This window comes from Sulfolobus tengchongensis, assembly GCF_036967215.1.
In the GTDB taxonomy this organism is placed as follows: domain Archaea; phylum Thermoproteota; class Thermoprotei_A; order Sulfolobales; family Sulfolobaceae; genus Saccharolobus; species Saccharolobus tengchongensis_A.
Window position 1 is genome coordinate 2,537,793 of sequence record NZ_CP146016.1, and the last position, 23,935, is coordinate 2,561,727.

23 protein-coding genes are annotated in these 23,935 nt (G+C 33.0%); 5 read left to right on the top strand and 18 right to left on the bottom strand.

Annotation, left to right across the window (positions count from 1 at the left end):
* Positions 1-35 precede the first annotated feature (35 nt).
* The 10 genes from V6M85_RS12555 to V6M85_RS12600 form a co-directional block, all read right to left on the bottom strand.
* Positions 36-698 (bottom strand): DUF72 domain-containing protein, encoded by a 663-nt coding sequence (locus V6M85_RS12555; RefSeq protein ID WP_338600738.1) that lies wholly within the window; start codon positions 696-698, stop codon positions 36-38.
* Positions 695-1,696, bottom strand: a complete 1,002-nt coding sequence (locus V6M85_RS12560; RefSeq protein ID WP_338600740.1) for a pyridoxal-phosphate dependent enzyme — start codon at positions 1,694-1,696, stop codon at positions 695-697. Before V6M85_RS12560 ends, V6M85_RS12555 begins: the two co-directional genes overlap by 4 nt.
* Before the next feature lie 309 nt (positions 1,697-2,005).
* A complete protein-coding gene (locus V6M85_RS12565) occupies positions 2,006-2,989 on the bottom strand; it encodes a glycosyltransferase family 2 protein (protein ID WP_338600741.1) in 984 nt (327 codons plus the stop codon).
* Between the two features lie 482 nt (positions 2,990-3,471).
* On the bottom strand, positions 3,472-4,134 hold the full coding sequence (locus V6M85_RS12570; protein WP_338600743.1) for an ABC transporter ATP-binding protein: 663 nt from the start codon (positions 4,132-4,134) through the stop codon (positions 3,472-3,474).
* Positions 4,112-5,104, bottom strand: a complete 993-nt coding sequence (locus tag V6M85_RS12575; RefSeq protein ID WP_338600745.1) for an iron ABC transporter permease — start codon at positions 5,102-5,104, stop codon at positions 4,112-4,114. The genes V6M85_RS12570 and V6M85_RS12575 overlap by 23 nt, the downstream gene beginning before the upstream one ends.
* Before the next feature lies 1 nt (position 5,105).
* On the bottom strand, positions 5,106-6,065 hold the full coding sequence (locus V6M85_RS12580) for an ABC transporter substrate-binding protein (RefSeq protein ID WP_338600747.1): 960 nt from the start codon (positions 6,063-6,065) through the stop codon (positions 5,106-5,108).
* A gap of 356 nt (positions 6,066-6,421) precedes the next feature.
* Complete coding sequence (tatC, locus tag V6M85_RS12585; RefSeq protein ID WP_338600750.1) at positions 6,422-7,285, bottom strand: twin-arginine translocase subunit TatC; 864 nt, start codon at positions 7,283-7,285, stop codon at positions 6,422-6,424.
* Complete coding sequence (locus tag V6M85_RS12590; RefSeq protein WP_338600753.1) at positions 7,269-7,571, bottom strand: hypothetical protein; 303 nt, start codon at positions 7,569-7,571, stop codon at positions 7,269-7,271. Before V6M85_RS12590 ends, tatC begins: the two co-directional genes overlap by 17 nt.
* Positions 7,572-7,629: 58 nt before the next feature.
* Positions 7,630-7,914: a twin-arginine translocase TatA/TatE family subunit gene (locus tag V6M85_RS12595; RefSeq protein ID WP_338600756.1), complete on the bottom strand. Its 285-nt coding sequence runs from the start codon at positions 7,912-7,914 to the stop codon at positions 7,630-7,632.
* An 82-nt stretch (positions 7,915-7,996) separates the two neighbouring features.
* On the bottom strand, positions 7,997-8,614 hold the full coding sequence (locus V6M85_RS12600) for an HAD family phosphatase (RefSeq protein WP_338600759.1): 618 nt from the start codon (positions 8,612-8,614) through the stop codon (positions 7,997-7,999).
* Positions 8,615-8,705: 91 nt separating this feature from the next.
* On the opposite strand from V6M85_RS12600, the gene V6M85_RS12605 reads away from it, so the two are divergent.
* Positions 8,706-10,127 (top strand): elongator complex protein 3, encoded by a 1,422-nt coding sequence (locus V6M85_RS12605; RefSeq protein WP_338600761.1) that lies wholly within the window; start codon positions 8,706-8,708, stop codon positions 10,125-10,127.
* On the opposite strand, the gene V6M85_RS12610 is transcribed toward V6M85_RS12605, so the two are convergent.
* The gene (locus tag V6M85_RS12610; RefSeq protein ID WP_338600763.1) at positions 10,111-10,677 is read right to left on the bottom strand and encodes a class I SAM-dependent methyltransferase; all 567 of its coding nucleotides are present in this window, start codon (positions 10,675-10,677) and stop codon (positions 10,111-10,113) included. The genes V6M85_RS12605 and V6M85_RS12610 overlap by 17 nt on opposite strands.
* 11 nt (positions 10,678-10,688) lie before the next feature.
* The gene (locus V6M85_RS12615) at positions 10,689-11,783 is read right to left on the bottom strand and encodes a metallopeptidase TldD-related protein (protein ID WP_338600765.1); all 1,095 of its coding nucleotides are present in this window, start codon (positions 11,781-11,783) and stop codon (positions 10,689-10,691) included.
* A 177-nt stretch (positions 11,784-11,960) separates the two neighbouring features.
* Between V6M85_RS12615 and V6M85_RS12620 the strand changes: the two genes are divergently transcribed.
* Positions 11,961-13,586, top strand: a complete 1,626-nt coding sequence (locus V6M85_RS12620; RefSeq protein WP_338600767.1) for a radical SAM protein — start codon at positions 11,961-11,963, stop codon at positions 13,584-13,586.
* On the opposite strand, the gene V6M85_RS12625 is transcribed toward V6M85_RS12620, so the two are convergent.
* From V6M85_RS12625 to V6M85_RS12635, 3 genes are all read right to left on the bottom strand, one after another.
* On the bottom strand, positions 13,566-15,026 hold the full coding sequence (locus tag V6M85_RS12625; RefSeq protein ID WP_338600770.1) for a DUF790 family protein: 1,461 nt from the start codon (positions 15,024-15,026) through the stop codon (positions 13,566-13,568). The two genes, V6M85_RS12620 and V6M85_RS12625, sit on opposite strands and share 21 nt — an antisense overlap.
* Positions 15,013-16,347 (bottom strand): DEAD/DEAH box helicase, encoded by a 1,335-nt coding sequence (locus V6M85_RS12630; protein WP_338600773.1) that lies wholly within the window; start codon positions 16,345-16,347, stop codon positions 15,013-15,015. The genes V6M85_RS12625 and V6M85_RS12630 overlap by 14 nt, the downstream gene beginning before the upstream one ends.
* A gap of 268 nt (positions 16,348-16,615) precedes the next feature.
* Positions 16,616-16,903, bottom strand: a complete 288-nt coding sequence (locus V6M85_RS12635; RefSeq protein WP_338600776.1) for a TIGR00304 family membrane protein — start codon at positions 16,901-16,903, stop codon at positions 16,616-16,618.
* 50 nt (positions 16,904-16,953) lie between these two features.
* On the opposite strand from V6M85_RS12635, the gene V6M85_RS12640 reads away from it, so the two are divergent.
* Positions 16,954-17,859 carry a translation elongation factor gene (locus V6M85_RS12640; RefSeq protein WP_338600778.1) on the top strand — a complete coding sequence of 302 codons (906 nt, stop codon included), beginning with the start codon at positions 16,954-16,956 and terminating at the stop codon, positions 17,857-17,859.
* A 24-nt stretch (positions 17,860-17,883) separates the two neighbouring features.
* Positions 17,884-18,153 carry a hypothetical protein gene (locus tag V6M85_RS12645; RefSeq protein ID WP_338600780.1) on the top strand — a complete coding sequence of 90 codons (270 nt, stop codon included), beginning with the start codon at positions 17,884-17,886 and terminating at the stop codon, positions 18,151-18,153.
* Here V6M85_RS12645 and V6M85_RS12650 read toward each other — a convergent pair.
* A complete protein-coding gene (locus V6M85_RS12650; protein ID WP_338604806.1) occupies positions 18,148-19,896 on the bottom strand; it encodes an ATP-binding protein in 1,749 nt (582 codons plus the stop codon). The genes V6M85_RS12645 and V6M85_RS12650 overlap by 6 nt on opposite strands.
* Entirely contained in the window at positions 19,877-20,635 is a 759-nt protein-coding gene (locus V6M85_RS12655) for a DNA double-strand break repair nuclease NurA (RefSeq protein WP_338600783.1), read from the bottom strand. Before V6M85_RS12655 ends, V6M85_RS12650 begins: the two co-directional genes overlap by 20 nt.
* On the opposite strand from V6M85_RS12655, the gene V6M85_RS12660 reads away from it, so the two are divergent.
* Positions 20,595-21,515, top strand: a complete 921-nt coding sequence (locus V6M85_RS12660; RefSeq protein WP_338600786.1) for a thiamine-phosphate synthase family protein — start codon at positions 20,595-20,597, stop codon at positions 21,513-21,515. The two genes, V6M85_RS12655 and V6M85_RS12660, sit on opposite strands and share 41 nt — an antisense overlap.
* Here the strand turns inward: V6M85_RS12660 and V6M85_RS12665 are convergent.
* Positions 21,487-23,910, bottom strand: coding sequence for an MMPL family transporter (locus tag V6M85_RS12665; protein ID WP_422398144.1), 2,424 nt, complete (start codon positions 23,908-23,910; stop codon positions 21,487-21,489). The two genes, V6M85_RS12660 and V6M85_RS12665, sit on opposite strands and share 29 nt — an antisense overlap.
* Between the last annotated feature and the right edge of the window lie 25 nt (positions 23,911-23,935).

The window sequence follows — 23,935 nt, forward strand, 5'->3', positions numbered from 1 at the left end:
TCATCGATCGACGTGGTCCCTTCTCATCACACAATCTAAACAAACTCAGACAATATTTTAAGCATATGCCTTGCATTTTCAAGCATCCAGTGATTATTATTAAAGAAGACATAGATGTACTTTGGGTTTAATGAAATCACCTTATTGGCTAGTTCTAACAATTCGCTGTCAGAGTATTCATAGCTGTACCATACTTCCCTTCCATGCAATCTCAAATACACATACTCATTACTTTTTGCTATGTAAGTGCCCATTGGTGAATCTATTGAAACTATCACGCAGTTCAAATTTAATGGCTCCATATACCATTTCGGGTCTCTAAATTCAACAGCCATTTTCTCCTTTATAGCTTCACAAAAATTCAGTACTCTCCTCTCGTTTTCCTCATTTCTCTTAAATGAGGGAGGTAACTGGAATAGATAAAAATCCGGATTTAAAGGCTCTGTTATCTGTTGAAATTCACACCATATCTGTTGGTCCTTTAACCTTTTTATATGGCTGATCCTTCTGTTTACTTTTACTACCCATCTAACCTCTCTATATTTGCTCCATCTTCTAACCTGCTCCTTTGTTGGGAACCTATAAAAAGTCATATTAAGTTCTATCGCATTAAGTCCGCTTTTCTTAACATACCACTCTATAGATCCCTCTGGATTCCAATCGTATGACCAGCCCGAGGTTCCAACAAAAATCTTCATAAAGTCTTTAACCCATTGCCAGTTAACACTAATACTGCATTGTCAACCTTATATTTTTTATATGCTGCAAAGACAGTAGCTGAGCTGTATTCTACTAAAATCCCTATTCTTGCTAAATCTTTCCAGGCTTCAATTATCTCATTATCGTTAACCACTATGCATTCATTTATTGTAGACAACATCTTATCCAGTAGCACTGGTTTAGTTGAAACTAGAGCGTCTGCAATTGAAGTCACCTTTTCTGGCGGGTTATAGGGAATATTCTTAAATCTTGCACAAAGTGGCATTACTTGTTCAGTCTGAACTGCGATAATTTTAGGCATAGTGGGTATGATTCCAGACTCTAAGAGATGATTGAAGCCTTTATGTACACCTAGAAGTAGCGTACCTGCAGAAACAGGTAAAAATACATATTCTGGCACTTTCCACTCCAAATCCATAACAATTTCATATGCCAAGGATCTGATCCCATCCCTAAATTGAGGCTGTAAAACATGAGATGCGTAATAATAACCAGAATTCTCTGCAGCTTTTGCGACATCTTCCCTAGTTCCTTTAACCCTAATCACATGCGCACCATAAGCTTCAATTTGTTTTAGTTTCCCACCTTTGGCGTTATCTGGAACATATATATGTGCTTCAATACCCGCTGCTGAAGCATAAGCAGCTATAGCAGCTCCAGCATTACCAGAAGAGTCTTCGCTGATTTTGCTTATACCTCTTTCAGCTAAATATGATATTAATGCTACGGCACCCCTATCCTTATATGAACCGGTTGGATTTAGAAAATCTAGCTTGAACCAAATTTTATCTCTTTTTATCATAGGTGTTTTTCCTTCCCCCAATGATATTAATTTCTTGATGTAAGGAAAGTTATTTCTTGTTTTACTATATTCAAATTCCAGTTTAATTTCAAAAGGCCCACCACATTTATTACATCTAATTTCATAGATACTTTCCCTTTCTTTACCACAAACCATACAAACCTCTTTAATCATAATAGTCCGTTTGTAGCAAAGGTATATATTAATTCTTAGATAAGATAGTATTATCACAATATATAAATATATAAAATATATTAGATAGTTTGCGCAACTAGATAAGATTAGAGAGAAGTCATCATCCACCTAGTAAACCATCAAACTTTTTATATGATACTACGGGATATTAATACAAGCCTAATTCATAGAAGTCATTCTTAGAAGCTCTGACTATAGCGTAGCTATACTTTTTCATATCTTCTAATTCGTCTTCATAGTAAGTTTGTAGGCTAATACTCAACTCACTCGTAGTAGTCTAAATTAACTCTAATTAAGCTCATGACATTCAATTTTAGATAAATTGGAAAGTTCTAACGCCTTCTTTAGGCCTTCAGAATTCTTAACGTATCTAATTAGTGAATCACTGCATAAAAACTTTTTGTAATCACCAATTTTTTCTTTTAGCTTTATATCGGCAAGTCTCTCTAAATCGGAGTATAGTAGGAGGTCTCTTCTACTTATTCCAAATAAAAAATAATCGTCTGGTATGTTAAGTTCTTTAGGTAATGTTAATTTATTAAGTCTCTCAAGAAATGAATTAGTTATATTGTCATGCAATGAAGAATATCTATATATTCTTTTTAATTTTGCAATAAAATAGATACCTAATATTATAGGAAGATATGAATAATGAATTCTACGGTATTTAAAATATAAATTATAAACTTCTCTCCAGTTGAATCCACATCCTCTTATAGTATCGATAAAATTATTAATGTTTCTGAGCAGAAGCTTTGTACCATGAGCATATCTAGATTCCCTCTCCTTGGTTGCTTTACCCTTATATATGCTCTTGCCTACTATTACTGGGATATAGTAATCAAATCCAATTCTATTTATAAGTTCTACGTCTTCCGCTCCATTTAAATCTCTCCATCCACCTTTATTTACAATATATTCTTTCTTCCCAATAAATAACCAATGTGCATATGTTATTTTATCTAATGAAGACCATTCAGTTATTCGATGAAAATTCTCGTTATATTCTACATCTAGATCGAAAAAGCTAGTTTTTGAATTATCGGGACAGTGTCTAAGAGAATAATCCCTTCCTTTTCCTCTACTGCTTCTTAGTCTATATAATATTAGATTATATTCTTTTTTTATCTCTTGTAATTTCTCCCATGTCCCGTCAGTTGAGTAATTATCAGTGATAACAATCACATAATCTGGTCTCCAAATACTTTTAATTGAGTACTCGATAGTATTGTAATTATTATACACAGTACCATAAATACAAATATTACTCATCAATTATCATAGAACATTAGTAAAATATTCTTTAAAAATTATTCTCTTAGGCTCACATATATGATAACCATCATAATAAATAATATAAGATTTATTTTAACTTTGTTCTCAGATACAAGATTAACGAATTCTCCATTTGCCAACGTAAGCAGATTTTTAAATACGTACATGATAGTAATATATTTTACTTTAAACTAGAAAAAGATCTTAATGCGATTTATTCTTGAAAAACTAATCAAAAATAATTGAGATAGGTAAATGATATAAAAATACACGCTATGTATGATAAGATTCAAACAGAGAAATCAGCACGATAATTCACAATAACTCTTATTTACTGTAATATATTATTAGTTGCGCCATAAATTGGATCATATTATTGAACCTCAGTTTGGAAAAAAAGTTATTAATAGTAGTTCTCTATCAGCATTGCAAATGACCTAATTTTTACATATAATGATCAAATCAAATATTTTTTAGCATTATAATGATACCTCCGGCTTAAAGAAAACTTCATCATCTATCTTTATCTTTTTGAATTTTATACCATAGGCATCATAAAGTACATCCTCTGAAAGGTCAGAGATACTTCCATCATATTTTAATTGTCCCTTGTTAATGATAATCACTTTATCAGCATATCTTAATACTTCTAGTTCATGAGAAGTAATGAGAAATGTTTTATCAAATTTCCTAAGAATTCTCATTATATTAAATCTATTTTTTATGTCTAGGTTTGAAAGAGGTTCGTCCATGATTACATTCTCACCCTCAGCCAGAGCTTTTGATATGAGGACTAGTTTTTTCTCCCCAGAACTTAGAGTAGAGAAGTCTCTATCCAAAAATTCAATTAGATTCAGTTCCTTTATAAAATAATAGTAATTAGCTCTCTTACGGCCAGACATTATAACATCTATCACTTTCATCTTAGGTGAGAAAAATTCTGCGGGAACAAAAGAGACGCTTCCGTTAATTATTATCTCCCCCTTATATTTCATCATTCCTATAATAGCTTTCAATAACGTAGTCTTTCCGCTCCCATTAGGTCCTAAAATTACGTTAATACCTTTACTAGCACTAAAAGAAATATTTGACAAGATATTTTTGTTACCGATATTAACGCTAATACTCTTCACTATTAGCATCTCTCCTCACCAGCGCAAACATCATTATAGGAGAACCTACTATCGAGAGAATAGCGGTTAAGGGAATATAGTATCCAAAAACTCCATGAGATACAATGTTACTTAAGATTAAGATTGCTGAACCTACTATCGACGAATATACTACAAGAATCTTAGTATTTCCCCCAATTAATCTTCTGACAATATGTGGAACTATTATACCTAGAAATCCGATTATACCAGCTATTGATACGCAGAAGGAAACTACAAGACTTATAAACAGCAACCAAAATATTCTTTGCCTACTTGGATTTATACCTTGCGAAAAGCAAATTTCATCACTAATCGCTAATAAATCTATTAATCGAGAATTCGATAGGCTAAAGTATAGTAAGAGAATAGCTAGTATTAATAATATTATTACGTTAAACCAACCGACTATACTAATATCTCCCAGAAGCCAGAAGGTTAGTGGAGGTATTTGAGGATATTTAGAACTCATAATAGATAATATGATCTCTATTAAGGATGAAAATATGAAAGAGACTAGAACTCCACCTATGATAAGACCAAGATACCCAGTCCTCTTACCTATTAGAATTGTGATTAAGGTTGCTAAAGTTGAAGTAAAAAATGCTACCAGAGGTTGAAAGAACACCAACCAAGAAAAGGGTAAATTAAATAATAATAAAAAATACGTAAGTACTGCGCCGAAGGCTCCGCCTGAAGCGGTTCCGCTTATATAGGGATCTATTAAAGGATTCCTTAATAACATTTGTAAGATAGCCCCAGCCGTAGATAAGATTATACCTATAAGCAACGTAGCAATCAGCGTAGGTAATCTTATATTAAATAAAATATAGGCGTAAATTCCAGTAGGGTGAAATATCTCTCTTATTGGAATTGTAACATCTCCATATATTAGTCCAACAAAAATTGAGATAGGAAATAATGTTAGTAATAAATAAAAAAATGGATTTTGATTTTTCATCTTAAAACACCGGTAGTGTGACATTAAGCTCTTTTATCACCCAACTATCTGAAATATAATGTGGAGCTTCACCTTCAAGAATAAGTTTAATCATTTGAATAGAATAGACTGAAAGTGGGCCAGGTTCATTAAATAGATTAGTAGCTAAGTTCCCCATAATGTAAACCTTACTGGAATTCATCCCCTTATACTGAGATATGAGATATTGAGTATATGACAAATTATATTCCTCTTGTGCAATTATAACTGATGGTTTAGCTAATAATAATGATGATGGTGTTAATAGTGGATATCCAGAGTAATTAGCGAACACATTTGTTCCACCTGATTGCACTATTATACTATTTATAAATACGTTTCCTCCAGCGGTATAGAAGCTCAGATCGGGACATATCCATAAGAGATAAGCTACACTTACGTTTCCAGTAATGGAGAAATTACTTATTTTCTCGTTCATCCAATCTATAAGTTGTTGTGCCCCATTAGTATCATTGAAGAATTCTCCAATTTTTAATATACAATTTTCTATCTGAGAATATGAATTGGCAAAGTCATTATTTGTAACTAAAACATTAAGACCAGATTCCTTTAGCTGTTGTAAGTAACTCCCTATTAATCCCTCCTCTACTACAACTACAGTAGGGTGCAATAATAGTAGTCCGGAGATATTTGGAGGAGATATTTGACTAAATATTGTAACGTTAGATGGAATGTCCTTAGTAAGATTAAGAGATTCTAGAAGTTGATAGGAATAATAGTCAACTCCTACAATATATTTACCTAAACCTAAGCTTATCAGAATTTGTGTGTCGCTTGGTGCAAGCGATATAATTCGAAGATTTCTGCTTATAGTCGTAATCTGAGGAGAAGTTGATAAAGTTTTATAATAGTAATAGATAGAAACCAAACTAAGAACTAGAATTACAACAATCATTGTTCCAACTATCTTTAAGTCTGTCATAATATATGGATAAACTGTCCATATTATAAATCTTTTGCCGTTACATAAACAAAGCTTCTATAAAAAAACTATATTATCAGTAGTTCAAATAATAGCGTTAAATTATCGTCGTTTATGAATAAATAGCAAATATACGTATAACAATAACAGCTCTTTATCTTTCGTAGAAATATAAAATCCATATAACTTATATATAACTAATAAAAATTAAAATAAATATCATTAAACAAGTGTCATATATTTTGAAATATGTGATTCTAATATTTTTAAATATTTTACTGAGATGATATATTGACATAAATTACTCTCCGCCTAATATCTATGACATTCCTTTTTAATTGTTATTATTTATATTACTATCTATTTTTGCTTCTTCCTCTTTCTACAGTCTTACTTACTAGTGCACCTATAAAAAATAGGGTAGATAACGTTATCCCTATCACAGTTTCTATTATACCACCAGTAGTACCTGGAGAAATTATCCATGCTATTATAAAAGAAACTAAAACACCCCATCTCCAATTTTGAAGCCATGTCTTAGATTTTACGACGCCAATAGCTGTTAATCCCGTCATTATAAGTGGAAGTTCAAATGCTAGGCCAGTTGCTATTAGTAGTGTCATAACAGTGCTCACAAAGGATCTCAGACCTAAAGTTGGTTCTACTGCAGAGCCTAAAGCACTAGCGTATAAGAGTATTATTCGCAGCATAAAGGGAATTAAAAGAAAATAAGCAAATGCTGAACCGAGACCAAAAAGTACGAATGCAGGAATTATAGTGCGCTTTAAAAACCTCTTTTCATGTTCGTAAAGACCGGGAGCAACAAAAGCCCAGATTTCTCTCACGATAATGGGGATTGATGTAAATATAGCTAGATATAGAGAAATATAAAAAGACGCGAACAGCGGATCAAAAAGGTTAATTATTATTAACTTTACGCCCTTAGGCAATTCATTATAGATAAAAAGTTGTGTTAGTTGGACTGAAATACTATTAAATAAGGATGGATAAGGAATAGGGATGGTTGATATTACATATTTAAGTCCAAAAAACGGAAAGGGTAGGTAAATAGTGACCAATTCTATACCTATCATGAAATAAATGAGGAAGGTGACTAAAAGCGAAACTAGTATTCTCCTTAATCTATATGCGAGTTCTCTTAAATGCTCTATTAGAGGCCTTTCTTCAAATTTCTCAACCTCTCTAATTCTTTCCGTCACTTGTCTTCAACCTCTCTAGCTCCTCTTGTAGCTGCCTTATTTTAGCTTCTAACTCCTTTACTCTATCTTCACTAACACTTTTTACATATTTAAAAGTCGTTGTTGGATTTTCATCAACACTGTTTAACTCTCTCATTAATTCACTCCTAAATTCCTCCTGCCTTTTCTTCATTTCTCCAAGGAATTTTCCTATTGACCTCGCAGTCTTTCCCGCATTTTTATCCCCTGCCATCAGAAGTATGAAAACTACTACCACCACTAGGAAGTCACTTAGATTATTAATCATCCATTGGTCACCTCAACAAAAAAAGTTATTTTTGTTTACCCCAATAGTAAATATTGATTTATTGACTCTGCTTAGATTTCTTCAATTCTTCTAATTGTTTTTGTAATTCAGCTATTTGCTTCTCCAAATCCTCAACTCTGCTTTCCTTTTGTTGAACTAATGGCTGTTGTAGAGCTTGTTGTTGTAATTGCTGTAGCTCCATTTCAGACTCCATCCTACCCTTCTTAAACTCACCTACGGCCCTACCCATCGATCTAAACAGTTCAGGTATTTTAGAAGCTCCGAAGAACAATACTGCAATTACTACCAATATTATTATCCAATCGTAAGGATTTGTAAGCATTTACTGCACCTTAAAAAGTAAATCGTATTATAAGGTTAAAAACTTTATCTTCAATATAGTGTATAACATTTATTATCTCGGTTTATTCCATTAATTCACATAATGAGTTTAATATCTTAGCATTATATCTCTTTACCTCTGCCTCGTTAAGTGGAACGCTACTCCTCACTACAAAAATTTCTTTTATACCAGCTGAATAATAAGCCATAACATCATATATAGTATCGCCTATTCCCATACTCTGCTTGGGATCTGCGTTCAATCTTCTGATAGCTTCCAATACTGGCGTGGGATCGGGTTTCCCTATCTTTACATCATCACCAGCAATTAATAAATCCGGTTGAATTTCTATTATTTTCAGGACCTCACTTGCTGATTTGTGCATGGATGAAGTTACTACTGCAATAGGGATCTTTTCATTTTTTAGATAAGCTAGTAGTTCATAGACGCAAGGTTTAGGCTTAGCTAGAGTTTTTATTAATTCAGAATAAATTTGAGTTTTTACTAATGCCAACTTTTCTGCATTTTGATCTCCTACCAAAATTCTAGCTATATCAATAGTTTTTCTACCTAATAGGTACCTTATATCGATCTTAACGTCATATCCTAACTTCTGCAAAGCCATTTCCCACGCTTGCTTATGAATTTCATCAGTATTTGCTAACGTTCCATCTAGATCAAATATTACTGCTTTTTTCACATATTATATCCTTGATAAAGTATATTAAAAATTGACAGACATAGAGCTTAGAAGGTATATAAATAAAAGAGCTTGTGAGAAGTATACCCTAATGCAAGTAATAAGAAAACCAACTAGGATGTTATCCGGTGTTACGATAGTCTCGATCATGACACATCCCCACTCTTGCCCACATGGCAAATGCATATTTTGTCCTGGAGGCATAGATGTTGGTACACCACAGAGTTATTATGGCAGGGAACCTACTCTGATGAGAGCTATAGAAAATAGTTACGATCCTTTTCATCAAGTTCAATCAAGGCTAAGACAATATATAGCAAATGGCCACACTCCTAGTAAGGTAGAATTAATAATAATGGGTGGCACATTTCTCTCGCTTCCAATAGATTATCAAGATTGGTTTGTGACATATGCATTAGAGGCTATGAACAGATTCCCAGATTCCAATAAGCCATCATTCATTTATTTAGAGGATGCTCAGTTAAGGAATGAGACAGCTAACATACGATGTGTAGGAATGACTATTGAAACAAAGCCCGATTGGGCAAAAGAATGGCATGCTGATCAAATGTTAAGGTTAGGTGCAACTAAAGTGGAATTAGGTGTACAGACAGTATACGATGATATCTTAAAGTTTACCAACAGAGGTCACACCGTGAAGGATTCCATAGAGGCTACTAGAATTCTAAAAGATGCTGGGTTTAAAGTAGTATATCACGTTATGTTAGGTCTACCTAAATCAGATCCAGATAAAGATTTAGAAGCATTTAGGACATTATTTTCTGATCCCAGTTTCATGCCAGACATGCTAAAAATTTATCCAACATTAGTAGTGGAAACAGCACCTTTAGTAAATCTATGGAAAAGAGGTTTATATAAACCATATGATACAGAAACGCTTATTGAGTTAATATCTGAAATGTATAGGTATATTCCAAAATGGGTTCGTGTAATGAGGATACAAAGGGATATTCCAGCAAATATAATTTTGGATGGAAATAAAAAGGGGAATTTGAGAGAACTTGTTGAGAAAAGAGTGATAGAAAAGGGAATTAAAGTAAACGAGATTAGATTCAGAGAGGCAGGGATGATGTGGCAACATAGGGGTCTATTACCAGACGAAAATAAAGTCAGACTCTATAAGGAAGTTTATGAGGCAAGTGAAGGAACTGAAGTATTTCTATCTTTTGAAGACGATAAGGAGATACTAATAGGATATTTAAGGTTAAGAATACCTTCTCATAAAGCCCACAGGAAAGAGATTAATGGGAGAACTGCAATCGTAAGGGAGTTGCACGTTTATGGAATAGAAGTACCTGTGGGAGCATGGGACGATTTAGCTTTCCAACATAAAGGATATGGAGGGAAATTACTTAGTGAAGCCGAAAAAATAGCTAGAGAAGACTTCGATATAAATAAGATTGTAGTTTTGTCCGGAATAGGAGCACGAGAATACTATGCTAAAAAGGGTTATAAAAAAGAAGGTCCATATATGGTCAAACAACTGTCTTGATTCCATAATATAGAGCGTTATTTGGCAATAAACTTCCCATTCTATAGATCTTGTATACTTTCGTACTAAATCCCATAGATTCCATTACTCTCTTAAGCTCATAAGGATAATAGAGCCTATAAAATCGTCTGACCTCTTTTCCATTGATAATACTTTTCTTAACCAGATATCTTCTAAAAAACGTTCTAAAGTGAACTAGCCATACAGTAACCAATATTTCACCCTTATCTTTTAACACTCTGTAACCTTCATCTAATGCCAGTGAAGGATCCCTTAGATGATGAAGAGAAGCAATATATAATAGAGATGAGAGTGAAGAGTTTCTAAATGGAAGATATTCCATATCTGCGTGGATTAAATTTTCACAACCTCTTTTTTTAGCTTGCATAAGCTGATTTAATGAAAGATCCAAGCAAATTGTTAATTTTCCCTTAAATTGGTAACAATTTTGACCAGAACCGCATCCAATATCCGCTATAACATTCCCAGTAATTAGTCTTATATATGGGTTCGGTTTTCTTCTGTATACTATGTTATCATAGGCTTCCATAAGATCTCGTTTTAGTATAATATCGCTCTCACTTTCATTCTGATATATGGAGTGACACCCCCATGGTCCTCGTCTATAAATACACCTCTGTTTTCTTTAGTTACAGCATCTATAGTGAGTAGCTCTTGGATAGGAATTGCAATTTCTCTAAAGAATACCGAACCTTGGCCTATTTTAATCACACTTCTCGGTGTTATCCTTATACTATTCTGAATCATTTCAGATTTTTTGACGCCTATTGCTATGTAAGCTCCTTTACTCTCTTCAATTAACTCATTAAGAGTCCAATCTCCATTTTTGACTTCTATTGAAAAATAATCGGGCTTAGGCAATACACCTCTAGCATTTCCCGGCTCACCATATTTAGTCGTAAGTGTCCCTAAGTAATTTACAACTATTCCGTCTCCTATTATCTCCTTTCGTTTAGTTTTGACTCCTTCATCATCAAAAGCTGAAAATGTGGAAGAGAACTTATTTAGAGGATTATCGTATACTGTAATTTCACCAAATACCTTTTCATTTAATTTTAATTTCGGAATATTACCATTTAGAAAATTAATTAGAATATAATGAAAAATGGTTGCGACTATTTCAGAATCTAAGATAAAGGTTAGCCTACCACTTTCGGTTAGCATTTGTCTTGAGGCAGGTAGTTTCATCTCGCTAGTCTTCAGATATTCTACAATGGATGGTATATCTTTAGGGTCTCCGGTATATGAGAAACTTAAATCATTATACTTAACGTAATTAACTACCTTTTCTTCATGGCATTCCTTAGCGTCATAGATTGAAATAGTTTTAGAAATTTTCTTACTTATAAGTTTTAATTGATCAGTCTGATCTATGAGGATCTTATTAAGAATTCCAACGTATTGTCCCTTATCTACCCATGTCTTTACTGATTCATGAGAAGAACTTTCACAAATCTCAAACTCTTTTATTTTTTGAGTACTTTCTAATTTATCTCCATTATACACCCTCCATTTACCGTTAATCAAAGCGCGAGTTAACGTATAGGATTTCTGATAATTAATAACACTATAACCTTCTGTAGAGTATTCTGCCTCTATTACATCTTCATGGTATTTAACATTTTCAAGTACCATTTTGCCTTTAAGTATACTATTGCATTTTCCCCTTTTTTAACTCTAGCTCAATTGTAAAATTGCATATATTTAGCTGGTTAAAAGTCATTCGGCGTAAAAATTACGGTATTTTGTATAAATCATTGCGCAATAAAAAAGTTTACACAAATCAAATATTACTCTTTTTCATGACCTATAATGTATACTTTTTATACTATAGTAAGAAAATATAATGTGATGACATGGGACATTGTATTAACAGCAGATAAAGGCTCATTTACAGATTATGGTGGCTCAAGTGTATTAGGTTATGTAGCATGTATGCCAGCTAGAATGGTACCTAGATTTTTCATGGATAGGTTCTTTACTCCAGACGTTCCAGTAGATGCTGAAGGAAGAGCTATAGTAGCCCCTTACGCATTAAGGAAAGTAGAGAGCATACTTGTAAATGCTGGCTTCGATCGTGTAGCTGTAATTCCTCCAAGTAAACTTGAGAAAGCAATAGGATATAATACCAAAGTAGTTGGGTTAACCGTTCACGATCCCTTTGGTATAAATCCAGTTAGCTTCAAATTAAGTATGATATTTGGAGGAGGACCTACTTGGACTGCAAAATATTTTGAAGAGATTGGTGAAAAAATCTCGAAGCTAAAGAGCAAATATCACTTTAAGGTAATAGTTGGTGGTCCAGGAAGTTGGGAATTATCGAAGGAGAAACCAGAGTGGGTAGATACAATATTTATAGGGGAAGCTGAAGTGGATTTACCTGCGGTAGTGAAATCATTGATAGATGGCCAAGAGGTACCTAATGTTGTTTATGGAAAAAATCCTAAGGTGCACGAGATACCGCCGATAATAAATCCTGCTAGGTTAGGAGAAGTTCAAATAACCAGGGGATGTCCTAGGGGTTGCCAGTTCTGCCCAATAACTCCAGAAACATTCAGATCAATTCCATTAGATGTTGTTAAAAAAGAAGTCGAAGTTAATATGAGAGCAGGGATAAAAAGAGTAGAATTTGTAACTGATGATGTATTACTATATGGCTCACAAAAACTAAAGGTAAATCATGAAGCTATAACGAAACTCTTTACAGAAACTATGGATATGGGAGTTGATGGGATATGGTTTCCTCATATTTCAGCACCAGCTGTAAAGAGCAGTCCCCAAACAGTAAGGGCTATGTCAGAAATTGCCAGATATGATAAAGATAGGGCAGCAGCTCCAGTGGTTGGATTAGAAAGCGGTAGTGAAAAGATTCTCACTAAATACATGAGAGCGAAACCCTTCCCATGGACTCCAAGAGAATGGAAAGATGTTATATTAGACGCTACTGCGATAATGAATGATAATTACATCTATCCTTGTTATACCATGACAATTGGCTATCCTGAAGAGACAAATGAAGATGTTGATCAATCAATTGATTTGGTACAATCAATAATTGATCATAAACTCAAGGCATGGATATTCCCATTACCTGTAATACCAATGGGCGTTTCATACATAAGAAACAATCCATTTCCGGCATTAGAGAAAATGCCTACTAGGTATTGGGATCTATTGTACATATCATGGAAATATGATTTACAAATAACTAGAGAAATGATACCAATTCTTACCGGTGGTATCGGTAATAAATTCGCTCAGAAAGTTGTTCAATATATGATAGATAGGATATTTGATAGCATCGAATGGGTATTTAAACAATTAAAGGAAACACAAGGTAAATACGCGTATACTTTCGCAAATGTTAACCTAAATAATACCATTGGAGTAATAAAGGCTATATACTGGCTATTCAGACTAGCCTTTAAACCTCTTTGATTTCTCTACTATTGCATCAGAAATATTTTTCCAAATTATATTATATCCTAAGTAATCTAAGATGTCCACTATGTAATTACCATATTTGCTAACTAATTCAGAAAGAGATTTATTGGAAAAATCTTCTTTGCTTAATTTTTGAAGAAGTGTTTTCTTTACAGCATAACTCTTTAGTACAATATATTCGTCTTTTGAGAGAAATTTAGATCTTATGACTTTTTCCTCTACCCCGTACTTAGTAGATAATTCCTTTATGGATACAACATCATCGTTAATATCGCCTAAATCTACGTCTTGAGCGACACTAGTTTGAAAAGACCTTAAAGCCAAGTATACTTTGCCTATATCAATTTTTCTCTTAAATTTGATTATATTTAAATTATCTGGTATATAGTTATCATATGAGAGTTCTTCATTCAATAAAATTATAATTGGATACTTAAATTTCTTTAATTTTTCTATCTTCGAGTTGACATATTCCTTAGTCCAGAACCCCATTATCTCCACATATACTTTTATGTTTCCCTTTTTCAAGAGAAAGTCAGGAAAATACAATCTTTTTTCTATTACAAATGGTTCAGGTTCTCGTATAATGTTCCAATCTTTTATGACCTTTTTAAAGTCATTGTAAAATCTCTCCTCAATTGAGCTGTCAAATTTTTTCTCTAATTCCTCATCTTTTATGTATTTGAATAAACTAGAATATTTACTTGATAGTTCTAGCCTATAGGTCCTTTTCTTCTTTCCTAATACGATATCAGCTATAATCTTCCATTCACTCTTAGATACTATAAAAGGTACCAATGCAGCTAAATTTCTTCCATATTTCTCCGTCATTTTAACTAAAGACAAAGGACCAAAAATTTCTATTCTGAGAGGACTTTCATAGGCTAAATACATCAAACCTAACATCTTTATTCTCCTAACTATCTCCTTCCATCCGTCATTAATGGATATAGTCATTTTATACGCATTGAAAATAATAGTTTGTAAAAGGGAAAGATTATAAATCTTTAACAATTCTTCTGGGGAAAAGTTGGGTAGCTCTACTATCTTCCTCTCTATATCTAGATCCTCATACATAATTTTTATTGGATCTACATGGAAAACTTGCTTAATCTCTTCTATTACCTTCTCTCTATCTTGTTCATCTAATACCGGGCCTCTACTAAATAATTGCCTACGTAATTCTCTATAATCAATTTTAGTTTCGCTCTCAACCTTACAATGCCTTAAATAAACCTTTGCTAATCCTTTTACCAGTTTATAATCATAAATACGCGACAAATATTTTATATCCTCTAAGATTTCTCCTACTTTTCTACCGATTTTAAATGTGTCAATGACCTCTTTTGCTATATCAATGTCAGATTGAGATGCGAATAATGGAGTTACCCTATCGCTTTCTATCTTAAATCTAGCTAATTCAGAGGGTAGCATTTTGTGTTCTCCTTCTACTTAAATTATAATCGCTTGTGCCTTTACTTATTATTTCTATTAGTCTAGCACTCTTATTCTCTTTCTTTCTTAGTATTCTTCCTAATCTTTGTATAAATTGCCTAGGAGTGCCGTACCCACCCAAAACTATTGCTATAGAGGCATCGGGAACATCAATACCTTCATCAAGGACACTGGAGGTAACAATGACACTATATTTCCCTGACCTAAATTTCTCTAAGATTTCTATTCTTTCCTGCTTAGGAGTTTTATATGTAATTGCTGGAATTAAAAATAGCTTAGATATCTCATATGCCATTGATGTATTTCTAGTAAATATTATGATCTTTTCACCTTTTAGCTCTTTTAACAGTTCCTTTAGCTTCTCTATCTTAGCTTTTGAATTAACAGCTATTTTTAGTGCCTCATGCCAAGCTAGTAAAGCTTCCCTAGCTTCTTTATCTCTAATCGCAAGCCTAACTAGCCTATTAAAATCCTCTAACGACTTTAATTCAAGATTGTGATTAACTAGAAAATTTCTCAGAATACCTCTATAATGCTTATAGAGCTTTTCCTCATCTTCGGTTAATCTTACATATATACGTTTAATAGTAAAGTCTGATAAATACTTTCCAGCTAGGTCCGATATTGCAACTCTGTATACTATAGGTCCTACTAGAGAGGGATATAACTGGTCTCTCCCATCACTTCTTTCTGGTGTCGCAGTTAAGCCTAACCTATACGGAGCAGCTGATCCTTGAGCAATCATAGAATAGCCCTCTGACGGTAAATGATGAACCTCATCGAATATCACAAATGCAAATTTGTTCCCTATTTTCTCTATTTGAGTATATGCTGAATCATAGGTAATTACGGTTATTCCTTTAAGCTCATCATATCCCCCACCTATTCTCCCAGCCTCAACTCCTAGTAAATCTTTTACCTTCTCATACCATTGTTGTAGTAAGTCTATCGTAGGGACTACTATCAACGTAGACTGCTTAATTAATGCAATCGCCTTTAGTGCTATTACAGTCTTTCCACCGCCAGTTGGTATCACTATTATTCCTCTTTTTGTTCTTAACCAAGCTCCTAGGGCTTCTTCTTGATATCTTCTTAATCTTATTTTTTCTGTGATAATAGGGAAAGGTAACAGCTCGAGAACCTCATCATTCACTTCAACGTTTGACCTCTTAAAGTAATAGAGAACATCTCGATATTTCATAGCAGGGCCAATGTAGCACTTAAGCTCATCATTCCAAGTTAAGCCAGGGGCAGAAAAGTCAGATAATATCAAGCCTTTAAAATATCGTATTCTAACCACATTATTATAAATACTCTCTACAGTTATAAACGAAGATGCCTAGAAATATCTAAATATGCTTGTGTACTATATTGATGTAGATAGACATTCCCGCGTAGCGTAAATGAGTTGCTACCTCAAGAGTATTATTTCAGAAGTAAATGTGAAACTTAGAAGATTAAAAGATAGTAAATAGTATTTTATGTAATATTTTAGCTCATGCTATTAATTAAATAGATATACTACTCTGAATAGATATGGCAGCCACAAGTAAGTTATCATCTCTCTATTAAAATGGGGATTTAGTGGCCCTCCTTCCTATTATGAACATTATCAGATATATTATAAGAAAGATTATAGTAAATATTACACCTACTATAATTAAGTTACTTAGTATTGATGGGGGAACATTACCAAAGGCTATTGGGATTGGTCCTATCAACACCAATCCTGCAAATTGAGGAGAAGAGGTTGTAGTTGCATTCTGAGAAACTTGAACTGCTTGCAATATCGAGCCTAAGAAAAGTAGCATGAAACCAAGGAATACTAATACAAAACCAGCCACAATTAACTTCATATGTTAATGTTTTGTTATAAGCTTTATAAACTTTATATTAGGGATCGATCATGTACTATGGAGGCATAATTTCGATATTATCATCCGATAAGAACAAAACCATTGAAATAGCAGACAAACTAGGTAAACTTCATGAGACAACAAAAACTAAAATATATTATAAGAAGAAAGGTGAATACATCAGATCTATTCTATTGAGTTCTGAATATCCTGAGAAAATATTGGATGTAGCCGAAATACTTTCCCTTTCATCAACAGTTATCCTTTACTTGCCAGAGACACTTTCATGGATGGATGGAGAATTAGCTCTTCTAGTTGACGCTTTTAATATTAGAAATAAAATAGTGATATCTAATTTAAGTGAAAATAAAATTAAAGATCTTCTAAATCCTTTAAAATCATTTGATAAATTTGAATTACGCAACGAAATTAATGATGTTGACGAAATTAAGGAAGAGGATAATGGGTTAGTTTATATTGACAGAGTATTTACAGTTAAGGGCGTGGGAACTGTAGTTACTGGATTTTCATTAACAAATGTCGAAGTTCATGAAAAGCTTATAGCGTTACCCTATAATCGGGAAGTAGAAATAAAAAGTATACAGGTTTTAGATGAAGATCAAAAGGCGGTTTCCAGTGGAGTTAGAATAGGATTTGCGCTAAAGAACGTTAAAGAAGAGGAAATAAACGACCTAACGTACTTGGTTAAACCAAATGTCAAAATACAAAAGGAAATTGAGGGAACAATTACTAAATATAAATGGGGGTCAGTAAATGAAGGCCAAAATCATGTAATCATCAGAGGACATTCGATTCCGGTTAACGTTAAAATTGAAAATGAAAAAGCTAAGATTACCTCACTTCTTCCTATACCGGTTGTGGATAACCGAATACCAATATTGAATGTTAATGTAAAACAAGGAAAACCAAGAGTTGCAGGATATATTAATTTATAAGTGCAAACAGAATGATTTTATTTCATGGATAATTCAATTATACTCGCATATAGGAAGGCTATGGAATTAAATGGCAATAATAATGTTCATCTATTCAAGGATTCAAACGATTCTTATTATCTAATTATAGTTAGATCTGCGAGCTGTAAAGATAAATCGAAAATAATAGATTTAATTTATGACGAAGTATATAAGAATATTGAACATACGGATCTTATGATCTTAATAATGTCTGAGGAGACATATAGCAGATTCGCAAATGAAAATGGGGATTTAGAAGAAGTAATATTATAATTTTGATAGAACGTCCTTTACAATATTTAAATTATTTTCAGCGCTGAAGAATACCGGAACGTCATGTGGAAGAGCAGCTTTAAAACTTACCAGCAGCCATTGACCTGGTTCTAATTCGAGAGTTCTATCTAATAACATATCACTAATTCCAAAAGTTTCAGCCAACAATTGCCTATCATAAGGTCTGGGAAGAGTACTTATGAAATAGGAGTGTAGTTGCTGTAATGCGTTAGTATTTAAATATGCTAGCCTCTGTGTGCTTATTAACGCGTGTAGGTGATATTTTCTACCGTGCCTAAGTAATTTCTCTATCGAAACACTGGATGCCTCACTTTTGTCCTTTTGTTTTGTATCATATGGTATAAATTCTTGAGCCTCATCAATTATAAATAATATTTTAGGATTATCGGAATACATTCTTTTCCTTCTATTATAAATTTGATTAATTATAGTCGCAACTACTTGTCTTCCCTCTTCTAAGTTAGGTAACTCTAAGATTACTAACCTAGGAGATTCTTTAGAGGAATCCAATATTTCTATTGCCAGTTTTTCTATATCATATTCTTCGTTCTCACGAATTCCCATGGATATGTAAGACCTCACGCCTGCTATAAACGTAAATAGCGAGGAATTCTCCTTTAAGTGAGCTTCTTTACCTAGAGTTTCCATTTCATCTAATAGTTGGTTAATTGTATCATCAACAATATCGTCTGGAGTTAGCTTTCTTTCCCTCATGAAGTTATCTAGTTTGCTTAAAAATGTATAAAGCAAGGGTTTCTGTGATATTGCTGTATATTTATCTTCTATTTGTTTTTTAACTAAATCTATTAAATCAGCATAACTTAAATACGTTAAGCCTTCTGGTGGTATATATAGTTGTTTCATCTTTCCATTTTGATATAAGATCTCCGCCCCCTTCCTCAACTTATCTTTTATATCCGCTATATCATCCGGGATTACGTGACTACGAATGAACCTTCTACCTGCATCTACTGCACTCATTGGGATCCTATCTAAGCTTACAATCTCAGATTGAACCTCCAATAACTTATCTATGAGAAGTACAGCGTACTCCATTGATACGTCAAATATAACAACTTTGGTATCAGATAAGTTGTCTAGTACCCTTCTAACTATTAATGAAGATAAGTTTGATTTGCCAGAACCGGTAAACGCAAAAACACCTAGATGATATTTTATTGCTTTTTCTAAATCTATATTTAAAGGAATATTTTCGTGTAATATCTTACCTAGGCTTACGTTAGTTCTTGCGCATACAAAGCTCTTATATGCATCTTTATTAAGTATTTTTACAGAGGAACCCAATAAGGGGGGAAGATATCCTTTTTTGAATATTATGTTATTAGGACTAGCTTCAAGTATGTAACCTAGTGGATAAGCTATAGCATCTATCCAGGTTTCCTTCTCATCTTCTGAGTTCCAGCTTTCGTCTACCCTCTTCATTATTTCATTTCTGATCTCTTTTGGTATCGTAATATCTAGGTTTATCATACCATAATGCATTGGAATTATATCCGCAACTTCTAACACTAGATAGTTATTTTCCATAATTGTATTTGCTGCAAGCAATTTTCCTATTCCCAATTTATTTTTTAATGAAAAAGGAAATTCCACTATATAATTCCTAAAAGATACAGTACCTCTACCATCAGATGTTTGTCTAGTTATTACCTTAGCCTCCCTAAGCCTTCCCTCCTCCGCTTCAAATATACTTTCCATTATTTCTTAGTTTTTCAATCCAACTTCTAAATTCTCTGTACCTAACGTTACTTTGCAAACTGGTCGTGCTTACGAGCTTATTCAACTTATTTCTATAATATTTTACTAGTTTATCAGCCAAAAATAATGGATAATTATATCCTAGGGCCTCTGGTATGGGTTCTTTGCCTAAATTATAGATTAAGAATAATAATTCCTCAAGATTCTCCGTAAAAACTTGAGATTCTATATAAAATACCCATGATGAAGGAAAAAGCTTGAAGTATCCATATATGATTCCGTTGTCTCTTTTGCTGATAATTAGCCAAGGTGGATTTGGAATTGAGTTTAATCTTTCTCTAATTGATAGATCGAAGTCTTTTACTATCCCAATTGAATTTTGAGGTACTGAAATGCCTAAAGATTTATCCAGAGATAGTTTCCTATCAAAAAATATAAGATCCACATTATTCGTGTCTAATGCCATATATTCTAACTCTCTCATTCTCCTCTCTCCATCACACATACATATTTCATCTTTAACTACTATATTTTCTATATTAAATTTAAAATTACTATATATTTTACCTTTTATAATACCTATAACTACATAAGATCCCTTACTATCCTCAAAAAATATGTCTGAGAAGGATCCATCAATCGCCGCGAACGTTAACTCTTGATTCAGAAAGTAATTTTTTTCTGATCTCAATCTTATTATTGTGCTAAAATCGCCACTATCTATGTTCGATGATGTATTCATAACATCAATTAGAGTTTTAGAGGCTAAAAGGCTTAGAGAACTTCATATGAGCCAGACAAGAATAGCAAACTTACTAGGAGTAAGTCAGCCTGCAGTTAAGCAATACCTTGATGAAGATGAGGGTATTTACACTAGAAGACTTCAAAATTTAGGATTATCTACTGATGAAATAGAAGATTTTTTAGATAAGCTTACTCAATTACTAATAAATGGAGATTCTAAACAAGTAATGCAATACATCAGTATCTTCTTTCTATTAAATCTAAGTAGGTTAAAATTCTGCAGATATCATAAGACAATTGACAGCGAAATCCCACTAGATTGTGATATTTGCAAAAACTTGTATAGAGAAAATGAAGAGGAAATAATGGAACTAGCATTATCAATGCTTCAGAATGAATCAGTCTCACTTTTAATTCCTGAAGTATTAAGTAACTTAGCATTCGCTAAGGCTAACGCAAAAAGAATAGAAGACGTAATCGCAATACCGGGAAGGATAACTAAGGTTAGAGATATACCTACACCAGCATCTAAACCGATGTGGGGAGGAAGTAAGCATCTAGCTAAGGTCCTTTTATCAGTAATGGCTAGTAATCCAACCATAAGATCTGTAATGAACATAAAATATGATGATAAAGTTGAACAAGCGCTAAAGGAGTTAAAATATAGATATAAGAAAGTAGGTCCTCAAAACGACATAGATGACGATAAGATAGCCTTACTAATATCTTCTGCATTTGAAGAGAATATAGACGCGATAATACACTTAGGAGGTACTGGAATTGAAGCCAACACTTACGTTTTTGGAAGAGATCCCCTAGATGTAGTAAAAAAGGTAATAAACATAGGGATTAAATATAAAGAAATTTCCTTATCTTAAATGGCCAAAAGTTATATTTTTTGAGAATTGAAATTATGGCAGGAACTAGAACCGGTCTAACAATAAAAGTATCGAATAAAATTGAAACACCAATACCTAAGCCTATTTCTTGTAGAAACCTTAAATCTGCAACCATTAGGGAAAAGAAGGCCCCGGCTAAAATTAAGCCACATGTAGTTACTACTAGTCCAGTATTCTCTACGGACTTTACTATGGCAATACTAATATCTTCATGATTCTTCACTTCATCTAATAGTCTTATAATTATGAACATATCGTAATCTATACCCAGACTAAAAAGAAGCGCGAAAATCACAAGAGGAGACAGCCAATAAGGAGAAGAGAAAACGAAAGAAACGACAGATGATCCCAATAGCGAGCTTAAACCGATAGTCAACGACAGCCTTAAGGGTAGAAACACTGATCCTAAAAGTATGAAAAGATACGCTATAATTAGAACTATTGTCAAGGGTAATGTATACTTAAAATACGTATTTACAGTATTTGTAACAATATCTATCCTTTGAGCGTTATCACCACCCACAAGAAAGCCTTTATTTATAAGTGAGCTAGTAAGATTTATCGCACCTTGACTGAAAACTGGATATCTTAGATATACTATTAGTAAAGTATAATTACCCTCATGGAAGTGTCTATACAAATTCGTATTATTAAGTATTAATTGATTGCCCACAGATAATGGACCGTAAACTAAATTGCCTTGAGCTATAAGCTCCTTTGTCAGATCGTAGAGAAGTGTGTAATTAGATGAGGAACTACCATGCAATATCACATAATCTATACTATAGTTATAGAGTTGACTGAGGATTTTCGTACCTATAACTGAGTTAGCATATGGTGGTAATATCTCGTCTATGTTCACATTCGTATGCGTAGTGATGAAGAGAAAAGATAGAGCAACTATTGAAATTAGCATTAAACTTACTATTAATTTATTATGCCTTACAGCGAAATTTGAAAAATTGTATAAATATTTCTGCCTAATATCAGTTATACTTGGTATCTTCCTCCTAGGAAAGCTGAGATATTTTGGAGAGATTAAAAGTAACATTATATACACTAAAAATACTGAAGGAAAGAGTGCTGAAAGAGAAGAAGTTACTAGAGCTATTCCTATGTTTTGCAATAGGGTTGATGGTGAAATAATAAAGCTGGAAAACCCTATGATAATACTAACCCCGCTGAGAAGAATACCTTTAATGGAGTTTCTAAATGCAAGCTGAAGTGGAGTAGGATTATTATTTGCCAACTCTTCGAAATACCTATAAATAAATAAAATACCATAATCTATGCTAAGCCCGAATATTATAGGTGGAGCGACTAGCCCCGAAATGTAGTATATTTTATATCCTAAAAGAGTCTCAATGTACATTATTCCATAGGTTAGTATAAGGCCAACTGATGCACTGCCTATGAGAACTAAAATAGGAATTATTGACCTTACTAAAAGTACCAATAGGATCAAAACTAGGATAATTGTGGTTATATCTATGATTTCAATATCCTTTTGCGTATAATATGCAGATTGAGCATAGTAAGCTAAATGTCCTACAATGTAAGAATCTTTAAGACCTTCAGTAAACCGATTTATAGAGACTAAACTTTCATTAGAAGGAACTTTCACAATAAATAACCATAAATTACCCTTGTGAAAGGATGAATTAGATATTATTGATAAATTGTATTTTTCATTATCGTGAATTGGAGTTGTATTAGTTACGTTTAATAACTTATAAACAATTGCAGAATAATTGCTAAAATGAAGTAGAAAGTTAAACGCTAACGTATAATTTGTGTAGTTATTAAATCCGAAGTAAAAGAGAAATGGGTCTTTAAAAGTAAGATAACCAGCATACCTAGCTTTTTCTAGAATACTTCCATTAAATTTTTCAAAATTAACCTTATAAACTGGACAAGAATTGGAAGAAAAATTATGCAAGGGGAGACCGAAGGTTATATTTAGTTGATATTCAAAATATTGGAAATGAGAGATTAAATATAATTTTAATTTAGATATGTTAAGATATAAAATATCCAGGAATCTAGAAAAATTACTTACATTATTGGCTAGCCCAAGATAGTTGAGATACTGGGCTTTAAGTAAACTAAGGTATTCGTCGGGAGTTATTACTGTGGCATTATTAAGAAGATATATATTAGAGTAGATCTCTTGAAGAGCTTTATCATAAGAAGAGGAATTAATAATTACATATAGATAATCCGTATTACTAATATTAAAATAGTGATTTAAAATATTATTGGCTCTTACGCTTTGTATGTTATTAGATAAAAATGGGGTATCAGAATAGGTAAATAATTTAGGAGTTCTAATTGCAAAAGGTAAGAGTATTGCTATAAGTAGTAACCATATCATCAATAATAGGAGAGCAGTAGTATTT

Bases quoted from the DNA above. Each gene is read 5' to 3' on its own strand.
- V6M85_RS12605 (WP_338600761.1), top strand. From the start codon at position 8,706: ATGCAAGTAATAAGAAAACCAACTAGGATGTTATCCGGTGTTACGATA.
- V6M85_RS12635 (WP_338600776.1), bottom strand. From the start codon at position 16,903: ATGAAGTTAATTGTGGCTGGTTTTGTATTAGTATTCCTTGGTTTCATG.
- V6M85_RS12640 (WP_338600778.1), top strand. From the start codon at position 16,954: ATGTACTATGGAGGCATAATTTCGATATTATCATCCGATAAGAACAAA.
- V6M85_RS12625 (WP_338600770.1), bottom strand. From the start codon at position 15,026: ATGCTACCCTCTGAATTAGCTAGATTTAAGATAGAAAGCGATAGGGTA.
- V6M85_RS12590 (WP_338600753.1), bottom strand. From the start codon at position 7,571: ATGATTAATAATCTAAGTGACTTCCTAGTGGTGGTAGTAGTTTTCATA.
- V6M85_RS12610 (WP_338600763.1), bottom strand. From the start codon at position 10,677: ATGGAAGCCTATGATAACATAGTATACAGAAGAAAACCGAACCCATAT.
- V6M85_RS12615 (WP_338600765.1), bottom strand. From the start codon at position 11,783: ATGGTACTTGAAAATGTTAAATACCATGAAGATGTAATAGAGGCAGAA.
- V6M85_RS12620 (WP_338600767.1), top strand. From the start codon at position 11,961: ATGTATACTTTTTATACTATAGTAAGAAAATATAATGTGATGACATGG.
- V6M85_RS12655 (WP_338600783.1), bottom strand. From the start codon at position 20,635: ATGAATACATCATCGAACATAGATAGTGGCGATTTTAGCACAATAATA.
- V6M85_RS12565 (WP_338600741.1), bottom strand. From the start codon at position 2,989: ATGAGTAATATTTGTATTTATGGTACTGTGTATAATAATTACAATACT.
- V6M85_RS12570 (WP_338600743.1), bottom strand. From the start codon at position 4,134: ATGCTAATAGTGAAGAGTATTAGCGTTAATATCGGTAACAAAAATATC.
- V6M85_RS12595 (WP_338600756.1), bottom strand. From the start codon at position 7,914: ATGCTTACAAATCCTTACGATTGGATAATAATATTGGTAGTAATTGCA.
- V6M85_RS12560 (WP_338600740.1), bottom strand. From the start codon at position 1,696: ATGATTAAAGAGGTTTGTATGGTTTGTGGTAAAGAAAGGGAAAGTATC.
- V6M85_RS12645 (WP_338600780.1), top strand. From the start codon at position 17,884: ATGGATAATTCAATTATACTCGCATATAGGAAGGCTATGGAATTAAAT.
- V6M85_RS12555 (WP_338600738.1), bottom strand. From the start codon at position 698: ATGAAGATTTTTGTTGGAACCTCGGGCTGGTCATACGATTGGAATCCA.
- V6M85_RS12665 (WP_422398144.1), bottom strand. From the start codon at position 23,910: ATGATATGGTTACTACTTATAGCAATACTCTTACCTTTTGCAATTAGA.
- V6M85_RS12575 (WP_338600745.1), bottom strand. From the start codon at position 5,104: ATGAAAAATCAAAATCCATTTTTTTATTTATTACTAACATTATTTCCT.
- V6M85_RS12580 (WP_338600747.1), bottom strand. From the start codon at position 6,065: ATGACAGACTTAAAGATAGTTGGAACAATGATTGTTGTAATTCTAGTT.